This is a genomic window from Ureibacillus xyleni (assembly GCF_900217795.1).
In the GTDB taxonomy this organism is placed as follows: Bacteria; Bacillota; Bacilli; order Bacillales_A; family Planococcaceae; genus Ureibacillus; species Ureibacillus xyleni.
The window spans coordinates 245,440-261,108 of the sequence record NZ_OBMQ01000005.1 but is presented as its reverse complement, the minus strand read 5'-3'; the positions used below and the strand labels follow the sequence as shown (position 1 = coordinate 261,108).

The following is a 15,669-nucleotide window of genomic DNA, read 5'->3' as shown; positions in this document are numbered from 1 at the left end:
TTGCTACTCGTTAATTTTATTTATTTAAGTGAACCTTCCATTTTTCATCTAATTCTTCATACTGAGTGACAGTAACTACATATAACGTAAACTCATTTGGCACTTCAGTGATACCTGGAACCTCAAGAATATTCTTTGTTTTATAGAAACCATCTGCATTCTTTTCATCTGATATTTCGCCCGTACCATTTACTTCATAAGCTTTGCCTTTCTCATCCACCAACACCCAATTAACGATTTGGGATGCCTTTGCTTCTCTACTACCTTCCATCTCGATTTTTAAACTTTTCTCATTTTTTATTGGAGTTATAGAGTTTTCAAGGGAAAGATTATTTTCCACCTTTACATCTTTTACAGTAATATGATTTCCTTCAAATTCGAAAGATGTTAACTTTTCAGGTTTGATGTTAATCGAGAAATCAGACGGTACAGTTTTAAATACACCATCTAATACAAATGTAAGCTTCTCTTGATTTTTAGAAGGGATAAATGAATCCTTCCATTCAACATGGCCTATTTGCGATTTCCACTTACCTGAACCCTGAAGTCCACCTTCTAAAATCGGGTGCCCCTTTCCTTCGATAAAGCCTTTATGCTTAAAAATTGAGTCTCCATTTGCGTTTTCAATTCGGTAACCTAGAGAAGTCTCGTAAGTTCCGTTAAAACCTTTTATTATATTTTCACCTAATTTATTGCTTAAAGCATCCAATTGATTCTCAATCTTGTTTAATTCATCTTTTGTAAAAGATGTTTCATAATCGAAATCAGCTGATGTTGGTGCGATTTTCAATTCATCTAAAGTTACATGAACTCCACCCGCTGTAAACTCTTCATCTTGTAGCGCATACGTCTTCGTTTGCTTACTTATCTCTTTTAAATCGATTGGCACTTCTAATTGCCAATTTCCCTTTACACCATCTAGCTCTGTTAAATTAAATTTTACAGTAATCGAATCTAACGATGGAAGTTCTCTAAGTGAATATTCCAATAATGCATAACCATCTTCCTGTGAATAACTACTGTCCAATAGTATTAGCTTTTTGCCATTATGATCATATAACGTTATTTCATTACCGCTATTTAGATCATGTTCATTTAATGCCGGGTCTTTTGCAATGCCTTTACTATTTAACACTTGGTACGATAGAGCAATTCGAGACGTATCTGCAATAACATCTTCAATTTTAAATGTTAGCCCCTTGTCCGTAACAGAAAGATTTACTCTCTCTCCAAATCCAGCTTCATTGGCCATTTTTAACCCTTCATCTACTACTTGCTTTCCAAAGATGCCACCAATTAATTCCGCAAAGCTTGGACTAAATGTAGTAGAAACCCCAAAGGCTAGAGCAACACCTGCTGCTGTAATCAACATACGATTCCAAACACGTTTTTTAGGTTTAGCTACTTGTTTGTATGGTTCTAACTGTTCTAATACGTTTGTGGCAAAGTCTTCAGGTAACGTTGGTGATTTTAATGTTTCTTGTAAAAAGTCATTTTCCTCTTCAAGCATAGTAACGATTTGTTTACACATCGCACAATTCACTAGATGCTCTTCAATTTGTTTATTCTCTTGTTCCGTCAACAATCGGTCAACATATTGAGACAGTTGATCAGCCTTCACACAGTTCATAAAAATAGCCCCCTTGTTTTACTGTCATTCGCATTTTTTTCTTTGCCCGATGGAGTTTATTGCGAACATCTGAAATTGAAATCGTTAGTAAGTCGCTTATTTCTTGGTAAGAAAGTTCATTAACAAATCGTAACAAAATAATTAGCCGTTCATCTTCTGGTAGCATAGCAATGAGCTTTTCTAATTGACGGCTTTTTTCCTTTTTGAAAAATACGATCTCTGGGTTGTTGTGGTTGATGACTTGCTCGTCTTCTATTTCAACCTGCTTCATTTGGTAGCTCTTCTTTCGGAACTCATCCATACAGTAGTTGATTGCTACTCGGTAAAGCCAACTGGAAAAAGAACCTTTCTTGTCATACTTACCGAGCTGCTGGTACACTTTTATAAAAATTTCTTGTACGAAATCTTGTGCTGTTTGTGGGTTTTTCGTCATCCGTAATACGAGTGCATACAACTGATTTTTATATTGATTGATGATGTGTGCGTAGGCTTGTTTATTACCTGCTAAGACACTCTCAATCAATTCTAGCTCCTCTTTCATAGAAACCTCCTTAAGTAAACGTCCATGCGCATGAGTCGTTTTCATGTATTCAATTACTATAACGGATATAGTTATGAAAAAATTTCACTTTTGTGGAAAAAATTTTCACATAAAAAAACCCTAAACTACAAAATGGTTTAGGGCACACGTAATTCTTATTTAACTAAAGCGCTTCTAAGCTGCGTCACACCAAATTCTAAATATGCCTTTAAACAAGTCATCATGTAGACCCAACCCTCTTTGTTATCGATTAACTGATCAATAAGGTCTGGTTCATTTTCATTAAAACCTTCCTCTGTAATTTCAATAATTGTATGAGATGGTGTTTGTTCATTTAGTTGAATCGTAACGATATGGTTTGTTTCATCCTCAAAAACGATTTTTTCATTGAGGATAACCTTTTGTATTTTTATCAGACCATCATAGTCATACTCTTTATATCGCAATGTGATCGTTTTTCCTTGCTCCCATCGTTCTGAACTTGATGAAAACCAGAAGTTACCGATTTTTAATGGATTTACAAAAGCTTCAAATACTTCATTTGCTGGTTTTAAAATGCTCATTTTTGTAATGTTCCTCATTTCTACAACTCCTTATTGAAATTGGGATATCGAAACTCGATATAATTTATCATCATTTTCTTGGGGATTTCCTCGACCATCCTTGTTATTACTAATAAAGTAAAGAAACTCTTCATCTATGAACACATCACGAATTCTGCCTAATCCTGAAATTACTTTTTCTGACTCTTTATTAGCAAGGTTAAATTCATAAACTCCCGCGCCTCGTAACGCAGCAACATACAATTTGCCGTTATAATGGTCCATGCCAGAAGGAGCCCATGTTGCATTACTTCCCGAAGTAAAAATCGGTGTTTCCAATCCTTCTCTTTTTTCATTCCCTTGTATAATTCGCCAACCGTAATTTTTACCCGCTTCAATTTTGTTTATTTCATCATTTGCATCGTTGCCATGCTCACTTGCATAAAGAGAACCATCTGCTAGCCAAGTTAATCCTTGAGGGTTACGATGCCCATAACTGTAAATGTACGAATTAGGAAATGGGTTATCATTTGGAATCGAGCCATCCAAATTCATTCTGAGTATTTTCCCGCCTAATGAATTTAAATCTTGTGCAAGAGCTGACTCGAGCGCATCACCCGTCGTAGCATAAAGCTTATTATCTGGTCCGATTCTAAGTCTTCCGCCATGATGAAATGGTCCACTTGGGATGTTATCGAATAGTAATTGTTCTTCTCTCCAAACATTGTTTTCTAATTGTAGTGTAACAATCCGATTATATTGTCCTGAGCTATTTTCGTATGTGTAGTAGGCATAGGCAAGATTTGTTTGTTGAAAATTAGGATCAAGAACAAACCCTAATAACCCTGCCTCTGCTGCTGTTGCTAATTCCTTTTTAAGTTCAACTTGCTGACGTTCTTGCCTATCTCCTTCTACCTTTACAATACTTCCAACCCTTTCAGATAGATAAAATGTGTTTCCTAGTTTTTGAATTGACCACGGAATTTCTAAATTCTCTGCCATCACCTCAATTTGGTTTTGTGAAATTGTACTTACGGGAATGTCCTCTGATTGTTTGTTATTACACGCCATTAACATTAGGGAAGATGCAATCAATAACATAAATATCTTCTTCAATTTACCCTCTACTTTCGATTTAAGTTTAATCCTATTATTACCATTTTATTTTATAAATTTCTATTATCTAAGGAATTAAAAAAACTGCCCGAAACAATCCGGACAGCTTAATAATACCTATTCTTCTATACTTATCACTTCTGTTTTCATTAATTGGGCAATCCCATATTGCTCTTTATGGCGCTCACCCTTAATTACAATAAGCTTACCGAGATTGTTCGGGTTTTCTTTTAAACCATACGATTTTTGGTTTTCTCCAGTTAATGTCACTAACATCATCTTAGAAACATCCGTTTCATTCGGTTGATCTGCAATTAAAAGATTACCATTGTTATAGAAGTTTGATTTTAATGCTATATTCTTTGCATTTTTCGCATTTCCTACAATATAACCTGAAACTGTTACATTACCAGTTTCCTTATTTATAGCTTCACCGATTGAAATCTTACTAAAATCAAGCGTCAAAGTATTCACCGCATTCTTTAAAACATCCTCTTTATTAAACAACATTTGCTTATATTCAAAATTGATATATAAGTCAATTTGATCGGAATAATGCCGAGAATATTCTCCATTTTGTGAAATGAAGCCAATTTGCCCTGGAGGTGTCACGTTCATTCCGATTGGGCCATCTGGTGTCAACTCAACAAAATGGTTTTCACTTCCTCGGTTCATCACGATAAATTCCGTATCATCACCAGCACCATATTTCCATCCAATCCATGACTCTCCCGCAAAGGTTTGCTTCTGAATAGGTTGTGGCGTCCATTTTTCAATTGTATCGCCATATTTCTCTTTCAGTGATACCATTGCTTGGTCAAAACTTACTAATGCTAGTTTTTCAATCGATTTATTTTCTTTTAACCATTCATACTGAGGTTTTAAATTTGATTTCTCTCCTTGTAGAATGTGAATAAGTAAATCTTTATTCACTTGTGCATAATCATCCTCAATCACATTTTTAGACAGTTGAGCGATCCAAGCATTTAAAATTCTATCCGCAGCTGTGGCATCATAATAGCCGTCTTTGTCCACATCTTCATTTAAACCATTCCACTTTTCTAGTAAACTATGTGTCTCTTTGTATACAGAACCTTCTTGTTTCGATAGCAATTCTAAAAGGTATGGTTTAAACCATTTTTCATCTAGGTTTGCAAAGCTCGCTGCATAATTGATTTCGTTTACATCATCAAAAGTTAGTAAATCCCGCGCATTGATCCCATCAATAAACTTGTGAACGCGGTTATTAATGCCCCATCTACTATTTTGTGAATTATTACTCCAATGTTGAGATGGTTTGTTATTCCACCCTGTAATAAAACCACTTTCCGGATTTATTTCATACGGGTTGTCCTTAGGGTCTCTAAAACCTTTCCATTCGTACTCGCCCGTTCCTAGTGTCGGTAAACGCCAATCTACACGTTCATCACGAATTGGAGACTTGCTCGTATGGAAGAATGCAATATTCCCTTCCTTGTCTGCGTAGAACCAATCTAATGTCATTGTGTAGTCACGTGCAGCTTCAGCAAAGTCATCCACATTTTTAGCGTAGTTCATGCTTAAATATGCCGCCCAACTATCAGCTTCTGTACCACGGAACGTCCATGCTTTTGTATAAGCAACTCCACTTTTAGGGTCCTTTGAAATAACTGGCCCATGAACACTGTATTCAAATTCTTTAGAAACTTTCTTCGTTGTGCCATCCTTTTGTTTTACTTCAATTATTTCGGTTTGCTTTTCAAAGTTACGCCATTCACCTTTGAACATATACTGGCTAGGGTTATTTGGATTTAGTTTCTCTTCAAAAATATCGACTACATCCCCATATCCAGCAGTTGCACCCATTGAAAAGTCTTGTGTCGCACCAAACATAATAAATGGATAGCCAATGAAACTTGACCCTTGAATATCAATGTTTGGGCCATGAAGACCTACCTCATAAATAAACCCAGGTGCTGTAAGTCCAACTTGAGGTCCACCAAACATAATTGGATTACCTGATTTAGATTTTGTAGGACCAATGATGACAGCATTACTACCAACTTTTGTTGGCAATCCTAATTCTTCTGTTTGCTGTTGAAACGCTATTCGATCTTCATTCAGTTCTTCAGCAGCTTTCACTACAGCATCACTTGTTGTATTGCTCCCAAATGGCGTAAATGTACCTAAAGTAGCTTCAGAGTTGATGCTAGTAGGAGAGTCCGGGTCATTATCCCAAATATAGTCGTTGAAAATTTGTTGAGCTTTTTCCTCGCCAAACTGTGTAGTTAAATTAGCTAACATTTGGGCATTTGTCATCTCAGTTTCCTGGTCCATAAAGGCGGTCATAGAAGCCATATACAGACGGAGCACATCAACCGCACTCCAACGTTCAGGTTCTAAACCATAGTCCTTGAAGTCTTTAGAAAGTTTATCTCCTGGGTTATTCATCGCTTCTACCACATACGAATCAATCCCACTTGCAAAGGTTTTTAATATATTTCTAGCGAATGGGTCCATTTTATCAATCATCTTTTGTACTTCTTCGTCGTTGTAACCATCACGACGCATAGTTTCATCGCGTTTTAAATATTGTTCTCCAAACACAGCAGAAAGTGTCCCTTCATTTGCTCGTTTGAACATTTCAAGTTGGAACAAGCGGTCTTGCGCCATAACATAACCATATGCCTTATATAATTCTTCAGTTGAGTTGGCATAAATATGTGGTACTCCATACTCATCACGATGAATTGTGACAACTGAATTCTCATTCTCAGCAGCATAACTAGGTGGAAATGTTGTAAAAACTAACATTAAACTAAGCAATAAGACGAATACAGCATTCTTCTTCATATAGAACCCCTTCCTTTAATTAAACTATGAAAATGATATAACTTTAAAACACAACCCTCCTTTCCACCTTTTTCTTATATAACGCTTTTAAAACGCTATACATTAATTTTGTCATAGTAGAAATGGGTGAAAATCCAAAACCCTATCTCCCCATATAACACTATTAAAACGGTAGAAACTATTAACTTTATATAGAGTATAACTATCAACTTCAATTGTCAAACAATTTAGATAATAGACGACCGAAGTTACTTTCAGATGTATGAAAAATTAAAAAGCCCTCAAGCGTTTTTGCTTCGAGAGCTTTTAACATCATTACTGCTTATTTTTTAAATTTTCTTGCGCCATTTTTACTAGTTCTTTCACCATATTTCCACCTAAACGACCACCCACTTTACCTGCTTCTTCAGAGGTAAGTTTTCCGTTATAACCTTCTTTTAAAGGCACACCAATTTCTTCTGCAATTTCAAACTTTGCTTGATCTGGATTTGTTGTACCAGCAACCTTTGCCTTTAGTTCATCTAATCCTTGTCTCGCTTCTGGTACTAAAATTTTATTACGACTTCTTCTCCCCATGAATCTCACTCCTTTATTTTAGAATGTCCTAATATAGGGTGAAACATGTTCATTTTAAATAAAACGAAGATCCGTCAATGTTTTCAATATCATCTCTTCTTTTAATTTGCTTCATCAAAGTAAAGAGCGCTTCATCTTTCTTTTTAGCTTCAATCATACAGTGAATTTCAGGGATTGTTCCTTTGATCTCCTTTAAAAAACTAAAAAACATCTTTACATCAACATAATCAGAGTGATGTCGAAATTGTTCTTCACTTTTCGGGCTTGAAATATGCATTTTAATAGGAAGTAATGAATTATGCCAGGTTGCTAACACTCGATCCCAATTTTCCAGCCAATTTTCATTCTGATGATGTGCAAGGTGGTGATGATAATCGAATACAAAGGGAATTCCTAACTTTTCACATAAATATAAAGTGTCCTCCATTGTAAAAGATGTATCGTCATTTTCAAGCATAATCATTTTTTGTATCGACCTCGGAACTTCCATCCAATTGTCCACAAATCGCTCCAATGATTGTTCCGTTTCCTGATAATTCCCGCCAACATGTAATACACAACGATGCATCGGGTCAATTTTCATTCCCTTTAGTATAAGATAATGCATTTTTAAAGTTTTTAAGGAATTTTTCAATACATCCGTTTTGTTAGAGTTTAGTACAACAAAATGATCTGGATGAAAGTCAACGCGCATCTGATGTTTTGCGACAAACTCACCAAGCTCACTTAACTTTTCTTTAAGTGGTTTCATATAATTCCAATCCGTAAGTTCCTCATGATTCGCTAATGGGATTAAATGCGAAGTGAAACGGTAAAAATGAATATCTCTTGATGCATTATGTTTCAGTAGCCTGTGGGTATTTTCTAAATTAGCCAATGCAATTCGTTCTAATTTACGTATTGCTGCCTCACGATCATCGATTTTCTGAAATTGTGCAAATGTCATCGTTTTAGACGGGGAAGCGTTCTTCAGTTCCATACTCATTGCAACATAGCCTAAGCGTACAATTGTCAATTTTCCCACCTCATCAATAGTATGAAGAAAATGAGGTGATCGTAGACATAAAAATCAAACCTATTCTAAATGATAAATTAGCTGGACAACACCTGAGGAAAATCTTTTTGTCTTAACTAATTTCAAATTCAACCTATTTTGTAAGCCAACGAATAGGGGTTTCCCATCTCCTAAAATAACTGGGTGAATAGATAATCGAAATTCGTCAACAAGTCCTAATTGTAGAAAAGTCGTTATAAGATTCGCCCCGCCATATAACCAGATGTCTTTACCTGTCACACTCTTTAGTTTATTAACTTCCTCAACAAGTTGGTCATTAATAAATATTGCCTTACTATCCGCTCCCTTTTGCGTTTTAGAAAACACGTATTTTTCTTTGCTATGCACTGCTTTCCATAGTTCTATTTCAAATACTGGAGCATCTGTTTCTGGAGTAAATTGCCCCCATAAGTCATAACTTTTTCTACCATAAAAAATTATGTCAATTCCATTTAAAAAATCAAGAAACTCCATCCCTGGATCCATGATACACCAATCCACTTCACCATTTTTCCCTTCTATAAAACCATCTAGAGTAACAGCTAAATCTAAAACTACTTTTCTTCGTTTTTCAATTTTAGTCATAATTCACCCTCATGCAAATTAAATCTTCCCATGATAACGGTATTATAATAGTTTCCGTCAGATAATAGCTTGTCCTTTTTTATAACACCTTCCACTTCAAATCCATACTTTTCGTATAATTTTATAGCTTTAACATTGGTTTCAAGAACGTTTAGATATATTTTTTTAATATCATTCAAATCTGCCCATTTAATAGACTCCTTCAAAAGGTTTTGTCCAATACCATAGCCCCAAAAATCTTTTAATACACAAACTCCGAATTCTACTTTATGGGAAGTTCGCTTTAATTTGTTCCCTTCACATCTTGAAAAGCCCACAACCATTCCATCCACTTCAGCAACTAAAAATAAGTTATGAATGTGTTCTATATCCTCTTTAATGAGTTGGATAAAGCCTTGTTCATCTATGTATGCTTCTCCTCTTTCTCGATCTAAATTCTCTGTTTCCCCATCTATTTGTAATCTCACTTCAGATAGTCTCTTTGCATCCTTCTCCATTGCAGACCTAATAACATACCGTAGATTTTCAACATAATATTCTGCATTGTTTCCCATCATATTAATACCCCCATTGTCATCATGTGAACCATTAGTGAACTATAGTTGATTTCTTTACTCATTTCGATTATCATGCAGAAAAAAAAGACCCTTTCCTCCGAAGAGAAAAGAGCCTTGAAACGCCATATTAACGTTTTGAGAACTGAGGCGCACGACGAGCACCTTTAAGACCGTATTTTTTACGTTCTTTCATACGTGGGTCACGAGTTAGTAAACCTGCAGATTTAAGTGCTGGACGGAAATCTGGGTCAACTTGTAGTAACGCACGAGCGATACCATGACGGATTGCACCAGCTTGACCAGTGAAACCACCACCGTTTACGTTTACAAATACATCATAGCTACCTTTAGTTTGAGTTGCTTCTAATGGTTGGTTGATGATTAAGTGTAAAGTTTCAAATGGTAGGTAGTCTTCGATATTACGATCGTTAATAACAATTTTGCCTTCGCCTGGTACTAAACGTACGCGAGCTACTGAACTTTTACGGCGACCTGTGCCGATATATTGAACTTGTGCCAAGTGAATATCCTCCTCTAGTTAATTATCCGCGAAGCGTGTAGCTTTCCGGTTTTTGTGCTGCATGTGGGTGTTCTGCTCCAGCGTATACGTGAAGTTTAGTGAACATTTTACGACCTAAAGAGTTTTTAGGAAGCATACCTTTAACTGCTAATTCAAGCATTTGTTGTGGGTATTTTTCTTTCATTTCGCCAGCAGTACGTGTTTTTAAACCACCTGCGAATTGAGTGTGGCGGTAGTAAATTTTACCTTCTAATTTATTACCTGTTAATTCAATTTTGTCTGCATTGATGATGATTACGTGGTCACCTGTGTCAACGTTTGGTGTGAATGTTGGTTTATGTTTACCGCGTAAGATTGAAGCTACTTCAGAAGCTAAACGTCCAAGAGTTTGGCCTTCTGCGTCAACTACTAACCATTTACGCTCTACTTCGTGACCTTTAGCCATGAATGTTGTACGCATTTATTTGTCCTCCTAATCGATTCGATTACCGTTATTTTTCATTATATAATCACTTATAAGTTTCGGGGCTTATTTGTGGTTGGTAATGAAAATACCATATGTCATCTTATAATATTTTTTGGGTTTAGTCAAGAAAAAAGTTGCACACCTGGGAAAGTTGTTTTTTAATGCGATAGCTATTAATAAAATACCTTTTCTAAATACAAACCGTGTGCTGGCGCTGTTTTGCCCGCTTTTCCTCGTTCTTTGGAAGCTATAATATCTTTTAAACTAGCTACTTCCCGTTTCCCGATACCAACTTCCCATAAAGTACCTGCAATAATTCGTACCATATTGTATAAAAAGCCATTGCCTTCTATCACCATATGTAGCTCTTCATTATGCCTCTCAAAAGCTAGAGAATGCACCGTACGCACTTTATCAACGACACTGGTATTTGCTGCACAAAAGCATGAAAAATCGTGTGTACCAACGATAAACTGTGCAGCTTCATTCATTTTCTCAACGTCTGGGTTTATTCCTTTCGTATCAACTGAGAAATGCCTACGAAATGGGCTTTGTTCTTCCTCGCAATTCCAAATGTAGCGGTAACGTTTCCCTGTTACACTGAATCTTGCGTGAAAGTCACTTGATACTTCCTCTACCTCTAAAACACGAATATCACGAGGTAGTTGAACATTCAACGCTTTTTTGTAACGATCGTGTGCAATAGTTAAGGTTGTATCGAAATGAATTACCTGGCCAGTAGCGTGTACACGCGCATCCGTCCGACCACTTGCTGTTATCCGCACTTTTTCTCCCTTATGCATTTTCGCTAATACCGATTCAATTTCAAGCTGAACAGTGCGTTCACCTGGTTGTACTTGGTATCCTGCAAAAAGTGTCCCATCATAGCTAATCGTTGCTTTTAAACGCCTCATCAACTTCACCTCGTTAGTTACGTAAAACTACTAAAATAATTGTTACGACTACTAATGATGCTAAACTTGTTGTATCACGCCAATCCCATTTTAATTGGCGATAACGAGTTCTGCCCTCACCACCACGGTATCCACGTACCTCCATTGCTGTAGCCAAATCTTCAGCACGTTTAAACGCACTAACAAAGAGAGGTACAAGCAAAGGTACAACGGCTTTAATTCGGTCTTTTAATGGCCCTGCACTTAAATCCGAACCACGCGCCATTTGTGCCTTCATAATTTTATCGGTTTCATCCATTAACGTTGGAATAAAACGTAAAGCAATAGACATCATTAACGCCAACTCATGCACTGGCAATTTTATTTTCTTTAATGGGTTTAACAATGTCTCAAGCCCATCTGTAATAGATATAGGTGACGTTGTTAGCGTTAAAATAGACGTCATAAAGACTAGAACTAAGAAACGGATTGAGATAAATATCCCTTGCCTTAAACCTTCCTCATACACTTTAAAAAAGCCTAGTTGGAAAATAATATCCCCTTCACGAGTAAACAAAATATGAATCATAAACGTAAATATTAATAATATAATAACCGGCTTTAATCCATTAATTAAAAAGTATAAGCGGATTTTAGACATTAAGATTACAAACAATGTAAAGGCTAATAATAACGCATAGGTAGCAACGTTATTTGCTAAAAAAACAATGACAATAAACGCAAAAACAAATAGTAATTTTGAGCGTGGGTCCATTCTATGAACAAACGAATCCCCTGGAATAAATCGACCAAATATCATTTTTTCCATCATTGGTAATCACGCCCCTTTCGTAAGACACGTGAAACTTCCTCAGCAAGCTCTTCTTCCGTTAAACAAATCTTTGATAAACGTAGATTCATCATATTTTCAATCTTTTGTTGGAATCTTACAATATGCGGCAACTCCAATCGATAAGTTTCCAATGTCTTTGCATCAGAAAAGATTTCATGCGGTGTACCATTTAAGACACATTTTCCTTCGTGCATGATAGCAATTCGATCAGCATATTTCGCCGCGTCTTCCATACTATGGGTTACGAGAATTGTCGTGAGTCCTCTTTCTTTATGCAAAGTATAAAACATATCCATAATTTCACGTTGTCCACGAGGGTCAAGACCTGCAGTAGGCTCGTCTAATACAATAACCTCTGGATCCATTGCTAACACTCCTGCAATGGCTACACGTCGCATTTGCCCTCCTGATAAATCAAAGGGTGACTTATTTAACGTTTCTTCAGGTAAACCGACCAGTTTAATAAGCTCCTTAGCACGTTTTTCTGCTTCTGTTTCGGAAACACCAAAGTTCATCGGTCCGAACATAATGTCTTTTAATACCGTCTCTTCAAAAAGCTGATGTTCTGGGAATTGAAAGACAATTCCCACCTTTTGACGAATTGGCTTTAGTTCCTTTGCTTTTTTACCCGCTTCAATAACCCGTTCTCCAATATGTACTTGTCCTTTAGAAGGCTTTAATAGGCCATTAAAATGTTGTAGTATAGTGGATTTGCCTGAGCCTGTATGTCCTATAATTGCTTGATACGTCTGAGATGGAATCGTTAAATCAACATCAAATAATGCGTACTTTTCAAATGGGGTACCAATCGAATAGGCGTAGCTTACTTGTTGAAGTTTGATGTCCATAAATCATTCACCAACTCTTCTTCTGTCATATGTTCTCCTACTAACTGTACACCTTTCGATTGTAGAAGTTTTGTCATGCGCATTGCAAAGGGAAGCTCAAGTCCAAATTCTACAAGCTTGTCTCCTAGTGCAAAGATTTCTGTCGGTGTACCTTCAGCATATTTTTTTCCGTCATTCATAAATAAAATACGATCTGCATATAGTGCTTCTTCTACATCATGGGTAATGGATAGTACAGTTAAACCAATTTCTTCACGCAATGCACGAACAGTTTTTAACACTTCATCCCGGCCCTGTGGATCTAACATAGAAGTTGATTCATCTAAAATTAATATTTTGGGACGCATCGCAAGGGCACCTGCAATCGCTACACGCTGTTTTTGTCCACCTGATAAATGATGTGGTTCATGATTTAGAAAATTATCCATTTTAACTTGAGCAAGGGATTTGTGAACACGTTGAACCATCTCTTGATATGGAACACCACTATTTTCTAGAGCAAAGGCTACATCATCTTGAACAGTAGCACCTACAAACTGATTATCTGGATTTTGAAAAACCATTCCGATTTGCGAACGAATTTCCCAAAGATTTTCTTCTGTTAATACATCCCTCATAACACGAACTTCACCCTCTTGTGGGAAAAGTAACCCACTTACAAGCTTCACCATAGTGGATTTACCAGAACCATTATGACCAACAATTGCAATCCATTCGCCTTCTGAGATGGAGAAGGACACATTTTGAACGGCTTTACGAGCATTTGGATTATCTGGTGTATATGAGTAACTTACGTTGTTAAACGACAAAATTTCCGTCACTATTCTAATCTCCTCTCGCTCAAACTCTACAAACTAAATTACACTGAATTGTAGTGTAATTCTATACTTTTAGCGGTTTTTATTTGACATATATAAAAATAAGGTACGTTAACAAATCTTTAAGGAAAAAGGTAAGATTGCAACGTACATTATTTTTGCATATGTATAAGTGTATAATTCGTCATTTGTATGTTTAATTTGTTTTAAGGAATAATAAAAAAGCGCGCACCCCATTCAGAGAAATGCGCTTTAACAACATTTAATACAAGACACGGCTGCTCAATTCCGTGCTTTGTTGAATGAGGTGCGGAGAGCTAGACGAGACGCCGCAAATGATTGCTCGCTCATTATAACGCTCATGCCATTTTATTGTCGTATAAATCATTATTTAAAAAAAGAGGTGTCCGGGTTCAACCGGTGAACCGGACACCCTCAATTGCAAGTAGCTTAACTAAATTATACTAATTCAATTACAACTACAGGCGCACCGTCACCACGGCGAGGACCTACTTTAAGAATACGAGTGTAACCACCTTGACGGTCAGTATAACGTGGTGCAACATCATTAAATAATTTTTGAAGTGCAAATGAAGTTGTTTCGTTACCTTCTTCGTCTGTAGTTGTTACTACTTCACGACGGATAAATGCAGCCGCTTGACGACGAGCATGTAAGTCTCCACGTTTACCTAAAGTAATCATTTTTTCAACAACTGAACGTAATTCTTTCGCACGTGCTTCAGTTGTTTCAATGCGTTCGTTAATGATTAAGTCAGTAGCTAAATCACGTAGTAACGCTTTACGTTGAGAACTTGTACGACCAAGTTTTCTGTAACCCATGGATGTTCCCTCCTTTATTTCAGAACTATATAAATTCAATCACTTGATTAGTCTTCTTTGCGCAGTCCTAATCCAAGCTCTTCTAATTTCGCTTTAACTTCTTCTAGCGATTTACGACCAAGATTACGTACCTTCATCATGTCGTCTTCTGACTTATTCGCAAGTTCTAATACCGTATTGATACCAGCGCGTTTTAAGCAGTTGTAAGAACGTACAGAAAGATCTAGTTCTTCAATCGTCATCTCTAAAACTTTCTCTTTTTGATCCTCTTCTTTTTCGACCATGATTTCAGCAGTTTGTGCTTCATTAGTTAAGCCTACGAAGATGTTAAGGTGCTCAGTTAAAATTTTAGCTCCGAGCGAAATCGCCTCTTTTGGACCGATGCTTCCATCTGTCCACACATCAAGTGATAACTTGTCGAAATCAGAGTTTTGTCCAACACGAGTGTTCTCCACTTGAAAATTAACGCGTGAAACTGGAGTGTAAATAGAGTCGATCGGGATCACGCCGATACTTAGATCCTCACGTTTGTTTTGATCAGCAGGAGTATAGCCACGGCCACGACGAGCATACATGCGCATACGTAGATGACCATTTTTAGCGATTTGTGCAATGTGTAGGTCTGGATTTAAAATCTCTACGTCACTGTCATGCGTAATATCGGCAGCTGTAACTGTTGCATCACCTTTCACGTCAATCTCAATAACTTTTTCTTCGTCAGAGTAGATTTTTAGTGCAAGCTTTTTGATATTCAGAATAATTGAAGCAACGTCTTCTACAACGCCTTCTACAGTAGAGAATTCGTGTAACACGCCATCAATTTGAATAGATGTAACAGCAGCTCCTGGTAAAGAAGACAGAAGGATACGACGTAAAGAATTACCCAAAGTGTTTCCATAGCCGCGTTCAAGCGGTTCTACAACAAACTTACCATATTTGGAATCTTCGCTGATCTCAACAGTTTCAATCTTTGGTTTTTCAATTTCGATCATTCAATT

17 protein-coding genes are annotated in these 15,669 nt (G+C 36.7%); all 17 read right to left on the bottom strand.

Annotated features, from left to right (window positions below):
* Positions 1 to 16: 16 nt before the first annotated feature.
* The 17 genes from CRO00_RS09820 to CRO00_RS09740 all read right to left on the bottom strand — a co-directional run bounded on the left by CRO00_RS09820 (position 17) and on the right by CRO00_RS09740 (position 15,663).
* Positions 17 to 1,630, bottom strand: a complete 1,614-nt coding sequence (locus tag CRO00_RS09820; RefSeq protein WP_097073511.1) for a DUF4179 domain-containing protein — start codon at positions 1,628 to 1,630, stop codon at positions 17 to 19.
* Positions 1,611 to 2,171 carry an RNA polymerase sigma factor gene (locus CRO00_RS09815; RefSeq protein WP_097073510.1) on the bottom strand — a complete coding sequence of 187 codons (561 nt, stop codon included), beginning with the start codon at positions 2,169 to 2,171 and terminating at the stop codon, positions 1,611 to 1,613. Before CRO00_RS09815 ends, CRO00_RS09820 begins: the two co-directional genes overlap by 20 nt.
* Positions 2,172 to 2,326: 155 nt before the next feature.
* Positions 2,327 to 2,752, bottom strand: a complete 426-nt coding sequence (locus CRO00_RS09810) for an SRPBCC domain-containing protein (RefSeq protein ID WP_097073509.1) — start codon at positions 2,750 to 2,752, stop codon at positions 2,327 to 2,329.
* A 12-nt stretch (positions 2,753 to 2,764) separates the two neighbouring features.
* Entirely contained in the window at positions 2,765 to 3,829 is a 1,065-nt protein-coding gene (locus tag CRO00_RS09805) for a PQQ-dependent sugar dehydrogenase (RefSeq protein WP_419865873.1), read from the bottom strand.
* 117 nt (positions 3,830 to 3,946) lie between these two features.
* Positions 3,947 to 6,661: a penicillin acylase family protein gene (locus CRO00_RS09800; RefSeq protein WP_097073507.1), complete on the bottom strand. Its 2,715-nt coding sequence runs from the start codon at positions 6,659 to 6,661 to the stop codon at positions 3,947 to 3,949.
* 315 nt (positions 6,662 to 6,976) lie between these two features.
* A complete protein-coding gene (locus tag CRO00_RS09795) occupies positions 6,977 to 7,237 on the bottom strand; it encodes an alpha/beta-type small acid-soluble spore protein (RefSeq protein WP_097073506.1) in 261 nt (86 codons plus the stop codon).
* A 49-nt stretch (positions 7,238 to 7,286) separates the two neighbouring features.
* Positions 7,287 to 8,252: a UV DNA damage repair endonuclease UvsE gene (gene uvsE / locus CRO00_RS09790; RefSeq protein WP_097073505.1), complete on the bottom strand. Its 966-nt coding sequence runs from the start codon at positions 8,250 to 8,252 to the stop codon at positions 7,287 to 7,289.
* 60 nt (positions 8,253 to 8,312) lie between these two features.
* Positions 8,313 to 8,876: a dihydrofolate reductase family protein gene (locus CRO00_RS09785; RefSeq protein WP_097073504.1), complete on the bottom strand. Its 564-nt coding sequence runs from the start codon at positions 8,874 to 8,876 to the stop codon at positions 8,313 to 8,315.
* The gene (locus CRO00_RS09780; protein WP_097073503.1) at positions 8,873 to 9,433 is read right to left on the bottom strand and encodes a GNAT family N-acetyltransferase; all 561 of its coding nucleotides are present in this window, start codon (positions 9,431 to 9,433) and stop codon (positions 8,873 to 8,875) included. The genes CRO00_RS09785 and CRO00_RS09780 overlap by 4 nt, the downstream gene beginning before the upstream one ends.
* Before the next feature lie 127 nt (positions 9,434 to 9,560).
* Positions 9,561 to 9,953: a 30S ribosomal protein S9 gene (gene rpsI, locus CRO00_RS09775; RefSeq protein ID WP_097073502.1), complete on the bottom strand. Its 393-nt coding sequence runs from the start codon at positions 9,951 to 9,953 to the stop codon at positions 9,561 to 9,563.
* 22 nt (positions 9,954 to 9,975) lie between these two features.
* Positions 9,976 to 10,413: a 50S ribosomal protein L13 gene (rplM, locus tag CRO00_RS09770; protein ID WP_097073501.1), complete on the bottom strand. Its 438-nt coding sequence runs from the start codon at positions 10,411 to 10,413 to the stop codon at positions 9,976 to 9,978.
* Positions 10,414 to 10,592: 179 nt separating this feature from the next.
* A complete protein-coding gene (truA, locus tag CRO00_RS09765; RefSeq protein ID WP_097073500.1) occupies positions 10,593 to 11,333 on the bottom strand; it encodes a tRNA pseudouridine(38-40) synthase TruA in 741 nt (246 codons plus the stop codon).
* Positions 11,334 to 11,346: 13 nt separating this feature from the next.
* Positions 11,347 to 12,144 carry an energy-coupling factor transporter transmembrane component T family protein gene (locus CRO00_RS09760; RefSeq protein WP_097073499.1) on the bottom strand — a complete coding sequence of 266 codons (798 nt, stop codon included), beginning with the start codon at positions 12,142 to 12,144 and terminating at the stop codon, positions 11,347 to 11,349.
* Positions 12,141 to 13,013, bottom strand: a complete 873-nt coding sequence (locus CRO00_RS09755; RefSeq protein ID WP_097073498.1) for an energy-coupling factor ABC transporter ATP-binding protein — start codon at positions 13,011 to 13,013, stop codon at positions 12,141 to 12,143. Before CRO00_RS09755 ends, CRO00_RS09760 begins: the two co-directional genes overlap by 4 nt.
* On the bottom strand, positions 12,989 to 13,834 hold the full coding sequence (locus tag CRO00_RS09750; protein WP_097073497.1) for an energy-coupling factor ABC transporter ATP-binding protein: 846 nt from the start codon (positions 13,832 to 13,834) through the stop codon (positions 12,989 to 12,991). The genes CRO00_RS09755 and CRO00_RS09750 overlap by 25 nt, the downstream gene beginning before the upstream one ends.
* A gap of 456 nt (positions 13,835 to 14,290) precedes the next feature.
* Positions 14,291 to 14,671, bottom strand: coding sequence for a 50S ribosomal protein L17 (gene rplQ / locus CRO00_RS09745; protein ID WP_097073496.1), 381 nt, complete (start codon positions 14,669 to 14,671; stop codon positions 14,291 to 14,293).
* A 47-nt stretch (positions 14,672 to 14,718) separates the two neighbouring features.
* A complete protein-coding gene (locus CRO00_RS09740; protein WP_097073495.1) occupies positions 14,719 to 15,663 on the bottom strand; it encodes a DNA-directed RNA polymerase subunit alpha in 945 nt (314 codons plus the stop codon).
* Positions 15,664 to 15,669: the final 6 nt, after the last annotated feature.